The organism is Mesorhizobium sp. GbtcB19 (genome assembly GCF_019091085.1).
In the GTDB taxonomy this organism is placed as follows: domain Bacteria; phylum Pseudomonadota; class Alphaproteobacteria; order Rhizobiales; family Rhizobiaceae; genus Mesorhizobium.
The window spans coordinates 1-20198 of the sequence record NZ_JAGXJY010000038.1; the positions used below are offsets into that span (position 1 = coordinate 1).

The 20198-nt window shown below is 61.6% G+C and carries 21 protein-coding genes; 14 read left to right on the forward strand and 7 right to left on the reverse strand.

The window, feature by feature from the left end; all coding sequences use genetic code 11:
- The 3 genes from KVT37_RS30855 to KVT37_RS30865 form a co-directional block, all read right to left on the reverse strand.
- Positions 1–261 (reverse strand): ATP-binding cassette domain-containing protein (locus tag KVT37_RS30855; protein ID WP_217578801.1); only part of this gene is annotated, 261 nt, incomplete at its 3' end.
- Positions 261–1460 carry an efflux RND transporter periplasmic adaptor subunit gene (locus KVT37_RS30860; protein WP_254634374.1) on the reverse strand — a complete coding sequence of 400 codons (1200 nt, stop codon included), beginning with the start codon at positions 1458–1460 and terminating at the stop codon, positions 261–263. The genes KVT37_RS30860 and KVT37_RS30855, both read right to left, overlap by 1 nt.
- Before the next feature lie 63 nt (positions 1461–1523).
- On the reverse strand, positions 1524–1703 hold the full coding sequence (locus tag KVT37_RS30865; protein ID WP_217578802.1) for a hypothetical protein: 180 nt from the start codon (positions 1701–1703) through the stop codon (positions 1524–1526).
- Between the two features lie 159 nt (positions 1704–1862).
- Here KVT37_RS30865 and KVT37_RS30870 point away from each other — a divergent pair, with 159 nt between their 5' ends.
- Both KVT37_RS30870 and KVT37_RS30875 read left to right on the forward strand, forming a co-directional pair.
- Positions 1863–2552 (forward strand): response regulator, encoded by a 690-nt coding sequence (locus KVT37_RS30870; protein WP_217578803.1) that lies wholly within the window; start codon positions 1863–1865, stop codon positions 2550–2552.
- On the forward strand, positions 2552–3658 hold the full coding sequence (locus tag KVT37_RS30875) for an ATP-binding protein (RefSeq protein ID WP_217578804.1): 1107 nt from the start codon (positions 2552–2554) through the stop codon (positions 3656–3658). The genes KVT37_RS30870 and KVT37_RS30875 overlap by 1 nt, the downstream gene beginning before the upstream one ends.
- Before the next feature lie 142 nt (positions 3659–3800).
- Here KVT37_RS30875 and KVT37_RS30880 read toward each other — a convergent pair whose 3' ends face one another.
- Complete coding sequence (locus KVT37_RS30880) at positions 3801–3956, reverse strand: hypothetical protein (RefSeq protein WP_217578805.1); 156 nt, start codon at positions 3954–3956, stop codon at positions 3801–3803.
- A 71-nt stretch (positions 3957–4027) separates the two neighbouring features.
- Here KVT37_RS30880 and KVT37_RS30885 point away from each other — a divergent pair, with 71 nt between their 5' ends.
- Together KVT37_RS30885 and KVT37_RS30890 are read left to right on the forward strand one after the other, a co-directional pair.
- Positions 4028–5029: a prephenate/arogenate dehydrogenase family protein gene (locus KVT37_RS30885; RefSeq protein ID WP_254634375.1), complete on the forward strand. Its 1002-nt coding sequence runs from the start codon at positions 4028–4030 to the stop codon at positions 5027–5029.
- 115 nt (positions 5030–5144) lie between these two features.
- Positions 5145–6479 carry an MATE family efflux transporter gene (locus KVT37_RS30890; RefSeq protein ID WP_254634376.1) on the forward strand — a complete coding sequence of 445 codons (1335 nt, stop codon included), beginning with the start codon at positions 5145–5147 and terminating at the stop codon, positions 6477–6479.
- Positions 6480–6518: 39 nt separating this feature from the next.
- Here the strand turns inward: KVT37_RS30890 and KVT37_RS30895 are convergent, their stop codons facing one another.
- Complete coding sequence (locus KVT37_RS30895; protein ID WP_217578807.1) at positions 6519–7709, reverse strand: ATP-grasp domain-containing protein; 1191 nt, start codon at positions 7707–7709, stop codon at positions 6519–6521.
- A gap of 405 nt (positions 7710–8114) precedes the next feature.
- On the opposite strand from KVT37_RS30895, the gene hisD reads away from it, so the two are divergent.
- The 10 genes from hisD to KVT37_RS30945 all read left to right on the forward strand — a co-directional run bounded on the left by hisD (position 8115) and on the right by KVT37_RS30945 (position 18666).
- Positions 8115–9476 (forward strand): histidinol dehydrogenase, encoded by a 1362-nt coding sequence (hisD, locus tag KVT37_RS30900; RefSeq protein WP_217578808.1) that lies wholly within the window; start codon positions 8115–8117, stop codon positions 9474–9476.
- Positions 9477–9538: 62 nt separating this feature from the next.
- Entirely contained in the window at positions 9539–11224 is a 1686-nt protein-coding gene (locus KVT37_RS30905) for a thiamine pyrophosphate-binding protein (RefSeq protein ID WP_217578809.1), read from the forward strand.
- A gap of 11 nt (positions 11225–11235) precedes the next feature.
- Entirely contained in the window at positions 11236–11982 is a 747-nt protein-coding gene (locus KVT37_RS30910; RefSeq protein WP_217578810.1) for an SDR family NAD(P)-dependent oxidoreductase, read from the forward strand.
- A 15-nt stretch (positions 11983–11997) separates the two neighbouring features.
- Entirely contained in the window at positions 11998–13254 is a 1257-nt protein-coding gene (locus KVT37_RS30915; protein ID WP_217578811.1) for an aspartate aminotransferase family protein, read from the forward strand.
- Positions 13251–14006, forward strand: coding sequence for a phosphoribosyltransferase family protein (locus KVT37_RS33965; RefSeq protein WP_217578812.1), 756 nt, complete (start codon positions 13251–13253; stop codon positions 14004–14006). The genes KVT37_RS30915 and KVT37_RS33965 overlap by 4 nt, the downstream gene beginning before the upstream one ends.
- A gap of 43 nt (positions 14007–14049) precedes the next feature.
- The gene (locus KVT37_RS30925) at positions 14050–14364 is read left to right on the forward strand and encodes a cupin domain-containing protein (protein WP_217578813.1); all 315 of its coding nucleotides are present in this window, start codon (positions 14050–14052) and stop codon (positions 14362–14364) included.
- A gap of 49 nt (positions 14365–14413) precedes the next feature.
- Entirely contained in the window at positions 14414–16000 is a 1587-nt protein-coding gene (locus KVT37_RS33905; RefSeq protein WP_217578814.1) for a GMC oxidoreductase, read from the forward strand.
- Between the two features lie 18 nt (positions 16001–16018).
- Positions 16019–16765, forward strand: coding sequence for an SDR family NAD(P)-dependent oxidoreductase (locus tag KVT37_RS30935; protein WP_217578815.1), 747 nt, complete (start codon positions 16019–16021; stop codon positions 16763–16765).
- A 20-nt stretch (positions 16766–16785) separates the two neighbouring features.
- Complete coding sequence (surE, locus tag KVT37_RS30940) at positions 16786–17523, forward strand: 5'/3'-nucleotidase SurE (protein ID WP_217578816.1); 738 nt, start codon at positions 16786–16788, stop codon at positions 17521–17523.
- A 3-nt stretch (positions 17524–17526) separates the two neighbouring features.
- The gene (locus KVT37_RS30945; RefSeq protein ID WP_217578817.1) at positions 17527–18666 is read left to right on the forward strand and encodes a sulfotransferase; all 1140 of its coding nucleotides are present in this window, start codon (positions 17527–17529) and stop codon (positions 18664–18666) included.
- Between the two features lie 302 nt (positions 18667–18968).
- Here KVT37_RS30945 and KVT37_RS30950 read toward each other — a convergent pair whose 3' ends face one another.
- Together KVT37_RS30950 and KVT37_RS30955 are read right to left on the reverse strand one after the other, a co-directional pair.
- On the reverse strand, positions 18969–19805 hold the full coding sequence (locus KVT37_RS30950) for a helix-turn-helix transcriptional regulator (RefSeq protein WP_308642800.1): 837 nt from the start codon (positions 19803–19805) through the stop codon (positions 18969–18971).
- 19 nt (positions 19806–19824) lie between these two features.
- Positions 19825–20198, reverse strand: a 374-nt coding sequence (locus tag KVT37_RS30955) for an ABC transporter ATP-binding protein (RefSeq protein WP_368860642.1), incomplete at its 5' end; no start/stop codon positions are given.

Sequence of the window (20198 nt, forward strand, 5' to 3'; positions counted from 1 at the left end):
GAAATGTCCGCGGCGAAGCTCGGCCAGTTCGTCCGGGGACAGTCTTGCCGTTTCGCGGCCGGCCACCCGGAAGTTGCCCGAACTCGGCGGATCCGGGCAGCCGAGGATGTCCATGGGGGTCGACTTGCCCGAGCCGCTCGAGCCGACGATTGCAACCATCTCGCCGGCCTCGATCGACAGGTCGATTGCGTCGAGGGCGACGACCGTCTCGTCATCGGCGCGGAAGACGCGCGAAAGTCCGGCAATCTCCAGAAGGCTCATCACAGCAGCCCGGCAGTCGAGTCCGAGAGCGGCCCGTCGGCCGTGATGACCACCTCCTCGCCAAGCGAAAGCCCGTCGATCACCTGCGCCTGTACCTTGTCGGTGAGGCCGATGGTGACGAGCCGGTCTTCGATCTCGCCCCGCGCGGTCCTGACCCGCACATGATAGCGGCCATCGGCGTCACGGCCGGACAATGCCGACCACGAAACCAGCAATGCGTCCTTCGCATTGCCCAGCACGATGTGAACCTGCGCCGTCATCAGCGGACGCAACTGGCCATCACGGTTCGGGACCTCGAACAGGCCATTATAGTAGATTGCCGTGGTTCCCTGCGTCGCCGCTGAGGCTTGCACGCCCGCCTCCGTGGACATCGATGCTGGAGCTGGCTCGATCTGGCGCAGCTTGGCTTCGTGATGCGTGCGCTCGTTGCCCAGAACGGTGAACCAGGCCTTCTGGCCCGGAAGCACCCGCCCGACATCGGCCTCGGAGATCTGCACCTTGACGGTCATGACGTCGAGCTGCGCGAGAACGACGACAGTCGGCGCCGATTGGGTCGAGTTGAGCGTTTGCCCCTCCTTGGTCACGATGGCAATGACAACGCCATCCATCGGCGCGACGATGCGCGTGTAGGCAAGGTTGACGCGGGCGTTCTCAACCTCGACGCCGGCTTGGCTGATCTGCGCGTCCAGCGAGGCAACCTCCGCGGCCAGAGTCTGATTGGCAGCATCCGCGGTCTCGAACGCCGAGCTCGAGGTCGCCCTGTGTTCCATCAGATAGGCCTGCCGGCGGTAAGCAGCTTCAGCCTGGCCGAGCTGAATCAAGCGCGCCTTGCGCTGAGCGGTAACGTTGGCGAGCGCTGCCTCGGTAATGCGCAAGGCGTTGTTCTGAGTGACGGAATCGATTTCGGCGATGAGATCGCCCTGCTTGACCGCCTGACCGAGCTTCACATGCAACGCCTTGATCTGACCGGAGACCTGGGCTCCGACGTTGACCATGCGCGCCGGCTCCAATGTCCCGTTGGCAAGCACGGTCTCCTCGACCGATCCCGACGTGACCGGTGCCGTCAGGACGGTCTCTCGAATGTCGGCGGAGAAGAACCCCGTCGCCGCGCCAACGCCACAGGCCATCGCGGCGAGCAGTCCCACCAGGGCCAGAATTTTTGCGATGCGCGCGATGGCGTTGAATCTCATATAGGCCATTTTTCGCCTTGATAGGGTGCGTGTTCGGTTCGAGCGAAAGCCATCCGCTCAACGGCCGTTGGTTCAATTGAAATAATGGATCGCTTCCGCCTGGCAGCTCGGCTGGATCGGATAGGCGCAAGGGGAGAACATCAATCGCCGCGACGCCAGGCCTTCCGATTTCGGCTGGCTGACGATTATCGAAAGCACCACTCCGAAGACGGCGGCCACCACGCAAACGAGGCCAAACCTGCGAGCGAGCATCAATCATTATCCCGTTGAACGAGGGTACCGATGCTCGGCGCGTTTTGAGAAAGCGGGGAAGTATTGTGGAGGTTTGATGGAGGCGGGCGTGCGGGCGTTTACTTCTGTGGGGCCGGTGCTAAGCGAAAGGCGCAAAATGTCGATCGGGAAAGGACTGACATGGAGAATGCGCTTGTTTTGATTGTCGAGGACGAGCCGGAAATCGTCGAGATACTCGAAGCCTATCTCGGTCGCGAGGGCTTTCGTACCGTCAGCGCGTCCGACGGCAATACAGGCCTGTCCCATCATCAACGTTTGAAACCCGATCTTGTGATCCTCGACGTGAAGCTGCCCGGGCTTGATGGCTACGAGGTGCTTGCCGCAATTCGAAGACAGGCCGATACGCCGATCCTCATGGCCACCGCGCTTGCAGAGGATCTCGACAAGCTCCAGGCCTTGCGGATCGGAGCCGACGACTATGACGTCAAGCCGTTCAATCCGCTTGAGGTTGTCGCACGCGCCAAGGCCATCCTGCGGCGGACCAGAAGATCGAGCGTCGAACCGGTGCTGCGCGTGGGTGAGCTCAGCGTCGACATGGCCGCCCATATGGCCTATCTGGATTTGCAGGGCGGAAGGCGTGCTCTCGATCTCACGCGCACCGAGTTCCGGATCCTGGCCCACATGGCGCGGTGGCCGAACCGCGCTTTCGAACGCAGTGAACTTGTGGACGCCTGTCTCCCCGAGGGTGAAGCGCTGGAACGCACCGTCGACAGTCATATGAGCAACCTGCGGCGCAAGCTGGCAAGCGCTGGCGCCAACGGGATATTGAGCGGCGTGCGCGGGGTCGGCTATCGGCTGGCCATGCTCTGATGGCCAGAAGCAAACTGAACTGGCAGCTTGTCCTGTCCATGAGCGCGGTCACTCTGGCCGCCCTGACCGTCATGTGCCTTGGCTGGTATTTCTACATTGCCAACTATGACTGGCTGTTCCCCAATGAGGCCGATACCGAGACGTGGTTTACCGCGAAGGACTTCGTCGCCTTAGGCCTCCTGGGGACGGTCGGACTGGCTACAGCGGGTCTGGTGGGCAGGCAGTTGGCGCGCAAGGTGGTACGACCGCTCGCCGCCGTCGCGACGGCGGCTCGCTCCATTGCCGCCGGCGATTTCAGCGCCCGTGCCGAAACTGTCGACAAGGGCTTCGGAGAAGCCGATCTGCTGATTGCGGACTTCAACACGATGGCAAGCCGTCTCGAACGCGCCGAGGCAGAGCTGCGGTTTTCGAATTCGGCCATCGCTCACGAGTTGCGCACCCCTCTAACAATCCTGCGAGGTCGTTTGCAGGGACTGGCCGATGGCTTGTTCAGGCCTTCCGACGAGCTCTATGGCAGCCTGATAGCCCATGTCGACGACCTCACCCGTCTGGTGGAAGATTTGCGGACGCTGGGCCTGGTCAACGCCGGGCGGCTTGATCTGCAACTTGAGCCTGTTGACCTTTCTCGTGAGGCGGATGCAGTGATCACCGCTCTCGAACCTGAATTGCGGGACGCGGGGATAGTGGTTCAGCGAGACTTGCATGTCACGCAAGCCGAGGTGGATAGCGCCCGCATTCGGCAAGCCATGCTGGCGGTTCTCGACAATGTTCGCCGCTACGCGCCGCGAAGCACGGTCCGCGTGGAAACGCGATACGCCGATACAATCGGTCTTGTCCGATTTTCCGACTCTGGACCAGGACTTCCGGAGGGAACGCACGAAAAGATTTTCGAGCGGTTCTGGCGCCTCGACGACTCGCGCTCGCGAGCGGGAGGCGGCACTGGACTGGGTCTGTCCGTCGTTCGCGGGATCGCACGGGCTCACGGCGGCGATGCATTGGCCCGTTCCGGACCCGAAGGCGGCACAGTCATTGAAATCCGGCTGCCGCTGACGCCAGCCGGCCGTAGGGATGAGCCAAGCAGAGTTGAGCTCCAATTCCAAGCCTGAACTGCTTCATCGCGACGGCTGGCGAAAGCCGCGCCGGCCGCCTTCGAGTTTGGATCACGCCGGTGATGCACCCTAGAACGGACCAAGCGCCGGCCAAGAAAAAGGCGTGGGAACGGATAATCGTGGGCGCTGTCCGTCACGGTCACTCCGAGAGCATCCCAGGCCGGTTTCTCGGGAATTTGGCCAGATCAGCCGGATCGGTGTTCAGATGCCGAATGACCTGTGCGGGGCGCGTGTGGGTGAGCCAGTCGGGCAAACCGATCTCCTCGTAACGCGACGCCTTGAAGACGGCGATCATGCACGGGAGCTACCCCAAGGGGGGTATCGACCTGGACCTCTTGTGTTTGCGACGCTTCTCGGATGCGAAGATTGCTACGCGTGCCCCTCTTCGAGAAAATAGCGCTGGTCGGCATCGGCCTGATCGGCTCGTCGCTTGCCCGCGTCATCCGCCGCGAAGGTTTGGCGCGCCATATCGCCATCGCGACGCGCAGCGCCTCGACACTGAAGCGCGCCGAGGAGCTCGGCCTTGGCGGTTCCTACACGACGGATGCCAGGGAAGCCGTGCGCGATGCGGATCTCGTCATCGTCTCGGTGCCGGTCGGCTCGTCCGGCGAGGTCGCCGCCGAGATCGCGCCGGCGCTGAAGAAAGGCGCCATCCTCACCGATGTCGGCTCGACCAAGGCTTCCGTCATCGCGCAGATTGAGCCGCATGTGCCGGCAGGCGTGCACTTCATCCCCGGACATCCGCTGGCGGGCACGGAGAAATCCGGGCCCGACGCGGGCTTTGCCGATCTTTTCGAGAACCGCTGGTGCATCTTCACGCCGCTGCCGGGCACCGATCCCGCCGCGCTCGAGAAGCTTTCGGAATTCTGGCGGCGCTGCGGCTCCAACATCGACACGATGGACCCGCAGCATCACGACATGACGCTCGCGATCGTTTCGCATCTGCCGCATATCATCGCCTACAACATCGTCGGCACGGCGGACGATCTGGAAGCGGTGACCAAGAGCGAGGTCATCAAATATTCCGCTTCCGGTTTCCGCGACTTCACGCGTCTCGCGGCCTCCGACCCGACCATGTGGCGGGACGTGTGCCTGCACAACAAGGACGCGATCCTGGAGATGCTGGCGCGGTTCTCTGAGGATCTCGCCTCGCTGCAGCGCGCGATCCGCTGGGGCGACGGCGAGAAGCTGTTCGACCTCTTCACCCGCACCCGCGCCATCCGCCGCTCGATCATCGAGGCCGGCCAGGACATCGACGTGCCGGATTTTGGAAGGCAGGCGGCGGATTGCCCGGCAGATGACTATGACCTGGCGACCGGGCGCCCTCCAAGGGCGGGCAAGGCGGCGGAACTTCAGCGTTCGATATGAGGCACCCCCGGCCGATGAACTCCATCCAGCCGTGACGACGACAGCGGCCTTCTCCCGGCAGGCCGGCTCCGCTTGGCGCGGCGAAGTCCGGGCAATATTGGTCCTGGCGTGGCCGATGGTGCTGACGAATCTGGCGCAGACGGCAATGACCGCGACAGACGTCATCTTCATGGGTCGATTGAGTGGAGACACGCTGGCCGCCGGCGCGCTCGGTTCCAACCTCTATCTCATGACACTGATCTTCGGCCTGGGACTGGTCTATGCCACCTCGCCGGTGATGGCGGCGAAACTTGGCGCCAAAAGGCATTGCATGCGCGAAATGCGCCGGACGACGCACCAGGGCCTGTGGCTCGCCGTGATGATCGCGTTGCCGATCTGGCTGTTCCTGTGGAATGCCGAAAGCGTGCTGCTGGCCATGAAACAGCAACCCGCGCTTGCCGCGCAGGCTGGAGCCTATGTGCGCTGCCTGCAATGGGCGGTGCTGCCCTTCTACGGGTTCGTCGTGCTGCGCGCCTTTGTTTCGGCGTTGGAGCGGCCTGGCTGGACCCTGCTGATCATGGTGCTGGCGGTGCTGCTCAACGCGCTTGGCAACTGGCTGCTGATGTTCGGCAATCTGGGCTTTCCGGCACTCGGCATCGCCGGAGCCGGCATAGCCACGAGCGTGGCCAGCCTCTTCATGTTCACCGGCATGGCCTCCATCATCGCATTGGACGGCAGGTTTCGCCGCTACCGGCTGTTCGGCCGGTTCTGGCAGGTCGACTGGCCGCGTCTCGTCGCGCTGGTGAGACTGGGAGCTCCGATCTCGGCGATGCTCGCCTTCGAGGTGACGGTGTTCAACGCAGCGGCCTTTCTGATGGGATTGATCGAGCCGGCGCAACTCGCTGCCCACTCCATCGCCATGCAGATCACGTCGATCACTTTCGCAATTCCGCTCGGGCTCGAGCAGGCCGCGACGGTGCGGGTGGGGCTGGCATACGGCGCCCGCGATGCCGAGGGCGTCAGCCGTTCCGGCTGGACGGCTTTCGTCATCGGGGTCTCCTTCATGGCGGCGACGGCGCTGATCATGCTGGTGTGGCCCAAGGCGCTGATCGGCGTCTTTGTCGACATCGGCGATCCTGCAAACGACGCGATTGTCGCCTTCGCGGTTTCCTTCCTTGCCCTGGCTGCCTTTTTCCAGGTGGCCGACGGCGCTCAGGCCGTCGGAGCCGGCATGCTGAGAGGGATGCAGGACACCAGGATTCCGATGCTCTATGCCGCTCTGGGCTACTGGGGCATCGGCGTGCCGGTTGGCGTGACGCTGGCCTTTCCATTCGGCCTTGAAGGCAGAGGCATCTGGATTGGTCTGTGCAGCGGTCTTGCTGCCGTCGCGGTGCTGCTGCTCGTGCGATGGACGCGGCGCGACAAGCTCGGCCTGGCGATGCTCCAGCACCCATTACCCGATCTGCGCTGAGTAGACAGCTCCTCGCTGCTCCATGCGGTCAGGAAGGGCTCAATCCGGCTGAGACGGCGTTGTTTCTATCGATATGGTTTCCGCGATCCGCGTCGCAATTTCGGCCGCTTCGACGTTCGAAGGCGCGCAAACGAGGACATAACCCTGCCGGTCGAACGAACTCCTCACGGGCTTTACCGTGCTTCCTTTCTCCAATGGCAGTTCGATGCGGACAACATTGGCATGGCTCCTGAAACGCAGGGTGCCTTGAATGTCTTTGACGATACCCGGCGAAGCGGCGAAATACTTTATTGATGCCGCCCGTTTGGGTTCGGTCTCGATCTGGACAGCTTCACCGGCAGCCCATCGAACATACTTCTCCAGAAGGCTGCATCCTGTAGATCGCTCGAAGAGCTCAGTGAGGTAGTCCCCGCCGAATCGGGAATGGGTTTCGATAAGAACCGGACCTTGCTTGGTCAGCAACACCTCGGTGTGAGACGGCCCGTAGTCCAGGCCGATGGCTTGCAACGTCTTTCGGACAAATGCGATCGCGGTGTCGCGTTGGTGTGGGCTGATGCGGGCGGGATAGACATGCTGCAGTTCCACATAGGGATTGAGGCAGCCGGCGCCGCCATTGACCTCCTCGTTCACGCCGAGCGAGATCAGCTCATCGCCCGTGCCCAGGAAATCCAGTGAGAGCTCGATGCCCTCGACGATCTCTTCCATCAGCATCGGAAAGCTCGCGTCGGCGATGGCATCGAGGTCCGAAGGGCTGCGGATGGCTCGAACGCCTTCGCTGGCCACGCCGCCGGTCGGTTTCGCGATCGCCTCTCCGCCGAGCTCGACAAGGAAGGCCTTCGCCTCCTCGCGGCTGGTGACCTCCAAGAAGCGGATATCGTGCCCGAGCTTTGCCTTGAGGAGCTTACGCATCGCCGCCTTGTTGCGGCTTATCTCCACGGCGGCAACGGGAGCATATCGGAGCCCGAATTCCTTCGCGGCAAGCGCGGCGGGCACCAGCCCATATTCCGAGAAGGAAACAACGCCTGATATTCTGTTGTTTGCGGCTACCGTTCTCAGAATATCAATAAATTCCAAGTTGTGAACGTAGTCCGTTATGCTCACCAGATGAGCATCCCGATAGCGAAAATCACTCGCTTCGGAGGGCGCTACAAACTGGACGAGGGAAAAACCCAGGCTTCTGGCGATATCTACAAGAACCGGGGCGTTTCCAAAGACGACTAGGGTTTTCACTTCGGCGGCCTTCGCGAAACTCTACGATCGGGAGCGGTGTTGACCGCCACTGGATTACATCGAAAATTCAATTGCTTATCAGGCTCGCAGCGAAAACTGGCATTGCGATAGACGTTTTAGTCCAACCTCTCGATTTTTGCCGCAGGGCCAGCCTTCGACCAGAGGGTCCTTCTATCAGGATCATTGGATGCGAGTGTTTCGGCAACAATACCCCGTTGGGGGTATGTAACCCTTTCCCCGCTGAACATAGACTGATTTCAGGCTAAATAAGGGGTATCTAATTTGTTATGATATCATCGACCGCTAATTCTTACATTTGAAACAGTATTACAAAATTTTATTTACCTAACGCTACTTATGTTTTCTTTTACGCTTGATTTTGTCGATTTTTTTGCAACCTAACTTATGACGAAGGAAAGAGAGATTTTGAACCTTGCCGCGGACCCATCTGTCGAGACCGTCGCTTTTTGGGAGCTCGAGAGGCTCTCGGAAGCCGAAAGAGCGCTTCTTCTCATGCGGGTAGAGAGCGACCTTTCCCATTTTGTCGCGGGAGCCGCGCCGATAATCGAGGCGGTGAAGCGCGAGGGGGATGCCGCCCTGGTTCGGTTTGCGCGGGAATTCGACAAGGCCGAGATCGCTCAATGCGGCATCGCCGCCCGGCCGGAGGATTTCGACGAAGCTTTCTCCACACTCGACCGGGAGCTGATCGAGACGCTCGAATATGCGGCCGACAATATCCGACGCTTTCACGAAGCCCAGCTTCCCGACGAGATCTGGATGAAGGAGATCAAGCCGGGCGTTCTCGTCGGCGAACGCTACACGCCTGTCGACAGCGTCGCGCTCTATTCTCCGCGCGGGAAGGGTTCCTTTCCCTCGGCCACGCTGATGACGGCCATTCCCGCTGCCGTGGCGCGCGTGCCGATGCCGATCATCCTTACGCCGGCTGGGCCGGACGGCAAGATCGACGCGGCGACACTGGTCGCCGCGAAGCTTGCCGGCGTCGAGCATGTCTACAAGGCTGGCGGGGCCGTCGCGGTCGCCGCCGCCGCCTTCGGCACCCAGACGGTGCCTCGCTGCTGCAAGTTCGAAGGTCCTGGCAGCCCCTGGGTAGCGGCGGCCAAGCAGCTTCTGCACGGCAGGATCGGGTCACGCGTCTCGGCCGGACCGAGCGAAAGCATCGTCATGGCCGACGAGAGCGCAGACCCGTACCTCGCGGCGCTGGACCTTCTTATCGAGTCCGAGCACGGTTCGGATTCCTCGGCCTTCCTCGTTACCTGGTCGCCGGAAATCGCGGCCGCATCGCGAAAGGCCATTCCCACGCTCTGGCAAGGGATGGGCGAGAGACGGAAGGGGTATTCCCGCGACGTGCTGGGCGGACCGCGCGGAGGCGTCGTCCTGGCGCGCGACCGCCGGCAGGCCTACGACTTCATCAACGACTATGCGCCCGAGCATCTCCAGATCCATTCCAAGGCGCCGCTCGATCACCTCGGCCAGATACGCAACGCCGCGGAAATCCTGCTTGGCGAACATGCACCCGGATCGATTGCCAATTATCTGATGGGCCCGAATGCCGTCCTGCCGACGGGCGGGGCGGCCAGCTACAGCTCCGGTCTCGGCGTGCACGATTTCCTCAAAGCAAGCTCGATCGGCCACATCACGGCCGAAGGCTATGCCGAGATGGCTCCGCGCACCCACCGTTTCGCTTCCTACGAAGGGTTCGATGCGCACGCGAATGCGGTTTCCCATCTGCGTGAGGGAAACCGCTAGGACAGACACTCCAAAACAGGTCCGGATAGATGGCGATTGCAGCTACAGAGACGACAGGGGCAATGACGGGCGCGGAGCTGATTGTCGACGTCCTGGCCCAGAACGGCTTCAGCCAGGTGTTCGGAGTTCCAGGCCGGCGTGTGCTGCCGCTGTATGACGCCATCTATCGGTCGTCCAACAAGATACGCATCGTCGCCAGCCAGAACGAGCAGGGCGCGGCGTTCATGGCGGACGGCTACGCGCGAGCAAATGGGCGCGGCTGCTGCCTCGGTATTTCCGGCCCTGGCTTGCTCAACATGGTGACCGGCGTCGCCGCTTCCTACTACGATTCCGTTCCCGTCCTGGTGCTGGGCGGGCAGGCTCAGACGAAGTCGATCGGCAAATATGCCATCCAAGAAGCGACGGGACATGGCCGCTCGCCCGACCAGTTGGAGATATTTCGGCGTATCACCAAGAAAGCGACGCGAACGCAGGCGGTCGACGACATCGTGCCGGTGCTTACGGCTTCGATCGCGGAGATGTTCTCCAACCGCCCGGGACCCGTCTATATCGAGTTCCCGACCGACATCCTGCATCAGGAGATTTCGTCGGGAGCATACAACACCGCGGTGGCTTCGATATCCAGAGGCGCGCCGGACGGACAGGTCAAATGGCCGTTCGAAGCCTTCATCGCCGATCTCGGCCGGGCGAAATTCCCTGTTATCCTGGTCGGCGCCGGGGTCAACGCAAGCGGCGCGCGCGAGGAGGTCAGGCGGCTTTCGGAGCGTTTCGGCATTCCTTACGTGACCACCACGCTGGCGAAGGGCACATTGCCCGAGGACAACGCGCTTTCGCTGGGAAGCTGCGGCATCTGGGGGCAGCCGGCGGCAAAGGAATATCTGCTCGGGCAGTGCGACGCGATCCTCGCCTTCGGCACCACGTTCCAGGAGCTGTCGTCCTACGGATGGCGCATCAAGCAGGAACAGGTGCTCTTGAGGGTGGATATCGACGAGGCCGAGCTTCATCGCAACTACAGCGGGAAGCACAGCTTCCTGGGCGATGTGAAGCAGTTCCTGACGGCGCTCGAGAGCCATTGCGTGGATACCGGCATACCGGGTTTTCCGGAGGCGCAGACCCTCATCGCCGCGCTGAAGCGCGACGCCGGCTTCTATACCAGCATCAATCATAAGCAGGAGCATGTTCAGTCCGACCTGGTCAACCCGATCTCGCTGGTCAAGACGATATCGCGGCTGACGCCCCACGACGTGCCGATCATCTCCGACGTCGGCGAAAACGGCGCCTGGTCGATGTATCTGATCCAGAGGGAGAAGGTGGGCAGCTACGTCATCAATGCCGGACTGGGCACGATGGGGCATGCGGCCGCGGCGGCGGTCGGTGTCAGCCTGGCGTTGCCCGGCAGCAAGACCGTATCGATCTGCGGCGACGGCGGGCTGATGATGAACGGCAACGAGATCGCGACGGCGGCGAAGTATCGGTCCGACGTCGTGTGGATCGTTTTCAACAACGGCATACTCGGGACGCAGAAGCACTATCAGCGGGACTATCTCGACGGCCGCTACATCGCCTCGGACATGCCGGACATAGACTATTGCGAATACGCCCGGTCGATGGGCGTTCCGGGAACGCGCGTCAAGACCGTAGACGATTTCGAGCAGGTTTACAGGCAGACGCTCAAGGCGAAGGGGAACCACCTCATAGAAGTCTGCATCGACCCCAACATCAAACCCGAACCCTGCTATTTCTACTGAGGTCCGTCGACATGTCGGCACTGCTGATCGTTGGCTGTGCAAGCGGTATCGGTAAGGCGATCGCCCTGCATCTGGCGAAGCGGTTCGACGTGCTCGTGCTGGCAGACATCGATGCCGAGGGAGCCGGCAAGGTCGGCGCCGAGATTGCGGCAGCATCGCCGACATGCAGATGCGAGGCGATGCACGTCGATATCCGATGCGCGGACTCGGTTGCGGGATTGTTCGCCGAGCTTGATGCCCGCGGCATCGACCTGGCAGCAGCGGCCAACAATGCCGGGGTGCTTGGCCAGCGCTCGACGCTCGCCGACAGCGATCCGGTCCAGTGGCGCGATACGCTAGAGCTAAACGTCGTCGGGACGTATCTGCTGGTCAAACACGAGATCGCCGCGATGCGGAAGAATGGCGGCGGCCGCATCCTCAACACGGCCTCCGAGTTCGGCGCGCGCGGCGCCGTCAATGTCTCGGCCTATGTGGCCAGCAAGCATGCCGTCATCGGAATGACGCGGGCTGCAGCCTTGGAGGTCGCGCAGTCCGGCATATTGATAAACGCCATCTGCCCGGGAGCGATCAATGCCGGGATCACCAAGAAGTTCGTCGATGAGGTCGACGGGTTCCTGGAGCGGACAACCCGGGAGATTCCGATGCGGCGACTGGGCCATGCCGACGAGGTGGCCAGCGCCGCCGCCTGGCTGCTCGGTCCCGACAACAGCTACATGACCGGACAGTCGATATTCATAGACGGTGGCAACACGGCATAATGGGAAGGTACCGCGATGGAAGGGGACATCAACCTCATCAATAAAAGACTATCGGGCCGCTACGGCCACACCGATATAGTGGTGGCCAACGCCGTCGGCGCGACCATAGAAGCCGTCGGCCGAGGTTCCTACGTCGACTACATCCTGGGCAATCTCACTCAGCTGAGGGGGTTCCGAAGCATAGCCTCGCTGTGCGAGAAACTGGCGGATATCTCCATCCCGTCGAATGTCGGAGACAATCCGCACGAGATCCAGGGCGAGCTGGCCGGCAAGTTGCTGGCGATCGCCAGGAAGGAATGCCTGCGCTTCACCAATTCGGGGTCGGAAGCCGTCCATCTGGCGATCCGGGTCGCGCGGGCGCATACGGGCAGGAAGAAGATCCTGCGCTTCTTCGGCCACTATCATGGCTGGTATTCGGAAGAGATATTCGGCTTCCTTCCGGCCAAATACTCCGACGGGCTCGCCGATGAGGCGGCGGCCAACACCCTGTCGATCGAATGGAATGATCTCGATGCGCTGAAAGATGCTTTCGAGCGGTATGGCGACCAGATCGCCTGCGTCATCTGCGAGCCCGTGCTCGCGCATTCGGGCACGATCCCGGCCAAGGAAGGTTTTCTCGAGGCGATGGTGGCGCTGGCCGAGCGGCACGGGAGCCTGTCCATCTTCGATGAATGCGTCACCGGCTTCCGTGTCGGGCTCCACGGAGCACAGGGTCTCTACGGCGTCTACGCGGATATGGTCGTCTATTCGAAGGCGATCAGTGGCGGCGTGCCATTTGGCGTGTTGCTCGGAAAGATGAAACACTTCGCGCCGCTCTCGGAAGGCAGGGTGTTCCATGCATCGACTTATGACGGCAACGTCTTGTCGGCGCTGGCCTGCATGGACGTGCTGTCGGAGTTGGAACAGGGAGAGACCTATCGGCTGATCGAGCACGCGCAGGACAAGCTCGTCGATGGCATCAGGACCATCGTCCTGCGCTCCGGCTTGCCCTGCCATGTTCAATCGGTGCCCGGCTTTTTCCAGATCTACTTCACCGCCGCCAACGACGTGGACAACTACAGCGCGGCAATGGCGACCGACTATCAACTCTATCGCCGCTTCGTGGCCGGCATGCGGGCAAACCATGTCTTGATCTCGGAAGGGGATCTGAGTCATGCGGATCCGCGCCAGAATTGGCTCGGATCGTGGTTTCTTTCATCGGCGCATGACGACAAGGCCATCGGCAAGACGCTCGACGCCTGCGAGAAATCACTGCGGGAGCTCCTCGCGTGACGGAGGAGTTTCCCAAGCGCATCTTCTTCTTCAACGACGCGGAATTCGCGATCGAGGGCAAGGCGAGCGCGCACGAGATAGACCATGTCCGGCGCGCCTTCTCGCAAGTGGCACGCTACATAAAATCGCCGGAAGTCAGCGTCATCGACTATCAATTGTGCCGACTCAATTTCAAGACTGCGCTGAAGCCCGCATATTATGACGAGGTGATCTGCCTCGGCGGGAAGGGTCTCTCCCTTTACGACAAGGTGAGACATCTGCTGACGGCCGATCGGGTTCGCCAGCTGAAGATAAAACGGGTCTTCGAAGACGAGAGCCTCGACGGTTTCGACTTCGGCATGGCCATGACGCCGGCCGATCACGCCGAACTCGAGACGATCACCGCCAAGCGCGTGCTCGTCGTCGACGACGTCATCTATACGGGACGCACGCTGGACTACGTGCTTGGCCGTATCAGCGGCTCGAATGCGATCTCGATCCTGACGATGGTCGTGATGGAAGAGACCAGGGATCAACTCGACCGGCCATTGTTCGCCGGCCTGATCATCCCAGGCGGGCCCTGGTCGGGCCGCGGGGAGGAGCAGGATCTGTGGTGTTTCCGCGACCTGATCGAAAGCGACGCCGTCGTATACAGCACCGGGAAATCCCAGAGTTTCATCGAGCGCGAAGACATCATGAAGCGCTATCTGTTCGGAGACGATTATGGGGCCGTCAGCTCAATCATTGGTGAGATCAGGCATCTGTTCCAGTGAGCCGGATGCCGAAGGGGCGATAAAGCTGGACATCGGCGTCTCGATGGACATGCTCACCGACGCCAGGGAATATTCGGTCGATTTCCTGGTGATCGAGCCCGACAGCACGGAAGCGACGATCGTGCATCGGCGCACGGACGAATTCCTGTTCGTCGTTCGCGGAGGGCTGGTCGGCACGGTCGGCGACCGGCAGGTGGAACTTCCGGCCGGCGGCTATGTGGAGATCCGCCGCGGCACGCCGCACACATTCACCAACGCCGGCCCGGAGAACTGCCACCTCATATCCTTCTGCGTGCCGAGATACGATTCCGAAGACGTCTTCAAAATCAACGATGCCGATTTGGGCTCGGGTATCTGAGGGGGCCGCGCGGCCATCGTCCAAATGAAAGCCGATGAGGTCACCCGCCGTGGACGTTGATGTCTGTATTGTCGGCACCGGCGCCGCCGGCGGGATGCTGGCGTATCGGCTTGCAAAACTAGGGATAAGCACTCTCTCCGTCGATGCGGGCGACGTGGTCCCGAATTCTTATTTCGACACGCATGAAGCCTCGAACACGGAAGAGGTCCCGGATCCGTTCAATCCCTTCAATCCACGGGCATCAGCCCTTTTTGTCGAGGCGCCTGTCGCTCCTGGCGATGGCTTTACCCAGCACCAGATCCTCAAAGTGGGCGGGCTGCAGAACCTCTGGGGTGGCGTGTCCCTGCGGTTCTCGCCGGATGATTTTTCCGGAGGACACGGTGCCCGAGCCTGGCCGATTGGCTATGACGACCTGGCGCCGTCCTACGCCGCGGTGGAAGAACTGATCGGCGTCACGGGACGGAAGGAAGCCAATCCCGAACTGCCGGACGGCTCGTTTATAGAGCCGCTTCCGCTCACCCGTCTGGATCGTCACATCCAAGGCAAGCTCACGCGTGAGCCAAGATGGTCCGGGATAACGGCCAACCGCAAGGCCGTCGAGACGCGACAAGCCAAGCCGAACCGGTGCCGGCAATGCGGGATGTGCCAGAACGGGTGTTCCTCCGACAGCATCTACAAGTTCAGCAGCCGACTGCTGCCGGAAATCGCAAATGCATCAAACTACCGCCTGCTGCCCAACACGATCGCCCTTTCCCTCACATGCGGCCGCGACGGCGCGATAACGGGACTGCGTTGCCTCGACAGGACGAGGCAGGCGGAAGTCACCATCGCCGCAAGACATTATGTGCTGTGCGCGGGGGCCGTCGAAAACGCGATCATACTCCTCGGATCGGCCAGCGCCGAATACCCCCGAGGGCTGGCAAACGGCAGCGGGCTGGTCGGCCGCTATCTGATGGATAATCCCAACATCGTGTTCGTTGCTCTCCATCCAGGATTCCTGTTCTCGGCCAAAGAAACCTATTTCGGCTACGGCAACCATCTGCTGGTGCCGGCACGAGCCCCGGTCGATCCCGAATCCAGCACGCGATACCTGGCTGACATCTACCACGGCAATCCGCAGCTCGTGCCACTGTTCAGGCGCAACCTTCCCAAATTCGTTCCCTTCTGGCTGGTTGAAAAGATCACTTTCGGATCGTCGCTGATGTTCCTGTTCGGGCCGGCGGATGCGCATGCGGACAACCGGGTGGAAGTCCGCGGCGGGCAAAAGAGGATATTCTACGGCTGGACGAAAAGAGATCGCGCCGTCATCGAGGCGATCGAGACCGAAGGTCGGCAACTGGTCCGGGCGACCGGGGGACTGCTGCTCGGTGCCTATCCGGGTGGACCGGGTGATTCCATCCACTATGCCGGGACCTGCCGGATGTCCTCGGGTCCAACCGGTGGCGTGGTCGACAGCAATCTGCGTTCCTTCGATCATCGCAACCTGTTCATCTGTGACGGCAGCGTCATGCCCTCGCTGCCGGAAAAGCACTCCGCGCTGACGATCATGGCGTTGGCCTCGCGCCTGGCGACATATCTCGTCTCGCCGGCCGGGCGGGCGGCGGAGGCCACGACGGGACATGTCCAACGCAACTAGGATTGGCGGAGAGGGCGCATGGGGCGTTTTGACGGAAAACGGGTTGTCGTTTTAGGGGCCAGCCGAGGCATCGGCCTTGCCACGGCGTCCAGATTTGCCGCGGAGGGCGCCGAGGTCGTCGTCACCGGCCGTTCGCTCGAGCGGCTGCGACAAGGGCTCGCCTCTTCGGGCGCGCCGGCGGGCGTGGTGGCGCTGCAGTGCGACGTGGCCGACGTCGCCGGGCTTCAGCGGCTCTTTGCCGAAATCGGCCGCAGGCTGGGAGCCCTTGACGTTCTCGTGGTCAGTGCCGGCGTGGCGCAGCGCACCGCGTTCGAAGAGGTCACGGAAGACGAATTCGACCGGATCATGGACATCAATGTGAAGGGCACGTTCTTCGCGGTCCAGAAGGCGCTTCCCTATCTCGGGCCCGGCGCGGCGGTGGTGCTCGTGGGGTCCAATCTCAGCTACTCGGGGTGGGAACTGGCCACCGTTTACGGCGCCAGCAAGGCGGCGGTCCTCAACCTGACGCGCTCGCTGGCGGCGACGCTGGCTGGCCGTGGCATCCGCGTCAATGGCGTCACGCCGGGCTCCATCAGGACGGCCATGCTCAAGGAAGTGGTCCTCGACCACTATGACGAGGCTGAATTCGTCCAAGGCGAATTGCCGGTCGGGTTTATCGGCGACCCGGACGACGTCGCCAAGACCATCGTTTTCTTGGCGTCGGACGATGCCAGATACATCGTCGGGGAAGACATTCTGTGCGACGGCGGATCAACTAGGCTTTAGGAGCGGCCGGAAGCACCAAGATGGAAAAGCGCCTGCGCCTGCTGCTGACCAATGACGACGGCATCGCATCACATGTGATTTTGCCGTTCGTCGCCCAGATGAGGAAGCGGTTCGAGGTGGTGGCGATCATCCCCCGCCAAGACAGCAGCCTGACCGCGCATTCCGTCTCGCTGCGCCCCGACCGGCGGCTTCAGCTTGTCGACGAGGATTGTTACGTGCTCGACGGCTTTCCCGCCGACTGCGTCGCGCTCGGCCTCAGTGCGCCTGAATTCGGCCTGTTCGGCGCCGTCGTCGCCGGCGTCAATCATGGCCTCAATGTCGGTTTCGACGTCTGGTACTCCGGGACGGTGGCGGCCGCGCGCGAGGCCGCGCTGACAGGCAATCGCGGCATCGCCATATCCTGTGCCGAATTCGGGCGAGACACGGCGGGCTCCGCGGCGATCTGCGCCGGCTTGGTCGAAGACATTTTCGAACGCGGAATCGCCGAGAAGGGTGCGGTGACAAATATCAACGTGCCCTCGCTGAAAGCAGGCGGTCCGAAAGGGTTGGCCGTCACGCGTCCGGCCGAGCACGGCACGCGAAGCACGTTCCGATTGGACAAGATCCACGCAAGCGAATGGCGCGTCGGCGTGGCGCTGGAAGAGTCGTGCGGCATTTCCTGCCACCGCGAATGCGAATGCCAGGCCCTGCGGCGGGGCTACGCCTCCGTCGCGGTAGCGCAACGGTTCCAATGCGCGTCCGCGCAAGAGAGGGCGTAACCATTGTTCGACAAGGCGGAAATGCTGCGGCAGGCCACCTCGCTGACCGGACTGGCGGACTTTGGCGAGCCCGACTTCGAGGAGGCCTTCGAGCGGCTTCTCTGCTCGGCGGAAGATGAGGCCGGCTTCAGCGAAACCGGCGCGGCGATCTTTCGCAACGACATGATCCGGCTGCTGTCAAATCGCCTGCTGCTGGCCGACGATTGGAACGCGCGGCCGGACCTGGCGGCGGAAGACATCGAAAGGCCGATGTTCATCCTGGGACTGCCTCGATCCGGCACGAGCATATTGCACGAACTGCTGGCGCAAGACGAGGAGAACAGGGTTCCGCTGACGTGGGAAACGACCCGGCTCATGGCCAAGTCGGGTGAAGATCGAAGCGACGAGGAGATAATCGCCAGGACGGAAAGCGAATTCCACGAGTTGGACAGGATCGTCCCGGATTTCAAAAAAATACACCGGGTCGGGCCGATGCTGCCCGACGAGTGCGTGGGATTCATGAACAACGACTTCAAGAGCATGCACTTCCATGTCTGCTACAGAGTCCCGGCGTTCCAGGCGTGGCAGGACCAGTCGGACTTCGTGAGCGTGTATCGCTCGCACAGAAGGCAACTTCAGCGGCTGCAGCGCAGAAAGCGCGGCGCGCAGTGGGTGCTGAAGTCACCGCAGCATCTGTGGACGCTGGAGGCGCTGTTGAAGGTCTATCCTGACGCCCGGATCGTACAGTTGCACCGCGACCCGGTCGAAGCGCTGGGGTCCTATGCAAGCCTTGTGCGCAACGTCAGGCGCGCCGTCAGCGACACCCAGGACCCTCATGAGATCGGACGCGAGTGGGCGCGTTATTTTGCCGCCGGCCTGAACAAGAGTGCGGAAACGAAACGGACAAGCGGGCGCGAAGCGTCCTTTCTGGAAGTTTCGTACCGGGACTTTGTCGCGGACCCTGTTCATACGATCAAGCGCATCTATACCCATTGCGGGCGAAGTCTGTCCTACAAATCCGCCGAGAGGATGCGGAACTACCTGAACGCCCATCCGGCGGACATGTTCGGCAGGCACAGATATAGCCTGCGGGATTTTGGCCTCGACCGGGACGAAGAAAAGGAAAGGTTCCGGGCCTATCGAGAGGCATTCGGCATGGCCTAGAGCAATTCCAGGAAAAGTGTGATCGGTTTTCCGTCAGGAATTGCGTTAAATCAAAGAGATAGGGCGGTTCATCGTTTCTGTGAAACGATGAACCTAGTGCATGTCGCCCAAAAGTACGCAGCGTTTTGGGACAACGACATGCATAAACCAACAACCTGAAGCGCGTCGCATGAGGCCGTTCAGACGCGACGCGCTTTAGGGCAATCCCAGGAAAGTGCGAAGCGGTTTCCGTCCGCGATCGCGTAGGACGGATATTCGAGGTGGGCCGCGAACTGCTCGGGGCGGTTCGAAAGCGACCTGGTTCAACAATTCCCGGGTATGACCAGGTGCTGCTTGCCGGCGGGCAGCGTCTGCACCTGCTGCAGGATCGGCATCGTCAGGGCAAAGAGCTCGGCCTGGGACGACAGATTGCACCTGCGGTACAATTGCTTCCGGTAGACCTTGACCGTTTGGGGGCTGATGCTGAGGTTCAGCCCTATCGAAATCGAGGAATGCCCTTGCAGGATAAGCAGGGCAACCTCCGCCTGGCGCCGGCTGAGGTTCAGGTTGTACTGATCGCGCATGGCTGCGATGAGATCGTCAGTGACGGTCAAACCTTGGGTTTGACGGGAAGAGAGGTCGGCGCCGCTCGACCAATGCGATTTGAGCAGCGTCATGATGACGGCTTCATGCCGCTTCAGCCGCCTCTCGTCCAACGAAGAAAACATCTGCCCCGACGACCGGTCCTTTCCCATGGAAACAGTCAAGGTGGTGTCGTCGCCGACCGTCTGCACGACCGAGATTTCGTCGGTAATCCCGATCCGCCCATAATACCATTCGTAATAATGGCTTCGTTTGAACTGGTCCGGCGCAACTTCCAGCAGGCGGAAGATCCCCGATTTCTGGCGCCGGAGATGGTACTGATAGATCGGATCCAGCACATATGCGCCGGCGAGGTAGGTGGACTTCAGGTGCCTGAAGACATTTGGACCTCTTGCGCAGCGTAAATGCACCGTAGGCAGCGACGTACCCTGATAGGTTATGGCGATGATGTTGTCGTGCGGCATGCATTCGCGCAGATAGGCGCAAAGACGTTCGTAGAAGTCGGCTTTTCCTATAGCCTCGATGGCCAGTGCAAGAGTATTCAGGTCAGCGTTCACAGCGATCGCACCGTCGGTATCAGGGTTTCTCCATTGCCATGACTTTCAGCGTTTCTTCGCGGATGTCCGCGAATATCTCCCGCTTGTAGGCCGTGAAGCTCGCGTCCGTGACGATGCTGAAAGATCGCGGCCGCTCCAGCTTGATTGCAATGTCTTTTTTCACCCGGCCCGGTCGGCTGGCAAGCACGATCACCCTGTCGGCCAGGAATATCGCTTCGTCGACGTGGTGCGTGACGAACAGGACGGTAACCCGGTGATCCTCCCAAACCTTCAGCAAGAGTTCCTGCATCATGCCGCGCGTCTGCGCATCCAGAGCTCCGAACGGCTCATCCATCAGCAGGATCGAGGGTTTATAGACGAGCGCCCGCGCGATCGCCACGCGCTGGCGCATTC